Annotated in this window: 1 protein-coding gene; it reads left to right on the top strand. The window is 50.4% G+C overall.

What is annotated here, in order from left to right; translation table 11 throughout:
• Positions 1 to 77: 77 nt before the first annotated feature.
• On the top strand, positions 78 to 401 hold a 324-nt coding region (locus ZA07_RS16055; protein WP_157492172.1), incomplete at its 3' end, for a hypothetical protein.

Consider the following 401-nt stretch of genomic DNA (forward strand, 5'->3'; position numbering starts at 1 on the left):
ATCTTGTTTCGCCGTACTCGTTGTCTGGGACAGATCGGTGAGGTGCTGGTTCTGCTACTGGTACCGTTGTTGTGTTTGTGCCAGCAAGGGCGGACAGTAGGGGTCATCATTATGGTCTTGGTCGGGATGATCAGATGTGTATAAGAGCCGTTCTTGGAGGTACTCCTGATACTGGTGGTACATGGTCTCCCGTTCTTGCCAGTGGCACTGGATTGTTTGATCCAACAGTGGATGCTGAAGGAACTTACACCTTGTCTGTTATACACATTTCCGAGTCCACGAGACCTTACTCGTCCGCGTCCGCCGTCTTCTGCTCGACTACCAATCCACGTACCCATGCTTCCACACACCTTTGGGAATTGGATGAACCTCTTGACATATTTACAGTTTTGTGCGGTACC

Source organism: Mangrovimonas sp. ST2L15 (assembly GCF_001280515.1).
In the GTDB taxonomy this organism is placed as follows: domain Bacteria; phylum Bacteroidota; class Bacteroidia; order Flavobacteriales; family Flavobacteriaceae; genus Mangrovimonas; species Mangrovimonas futianensis.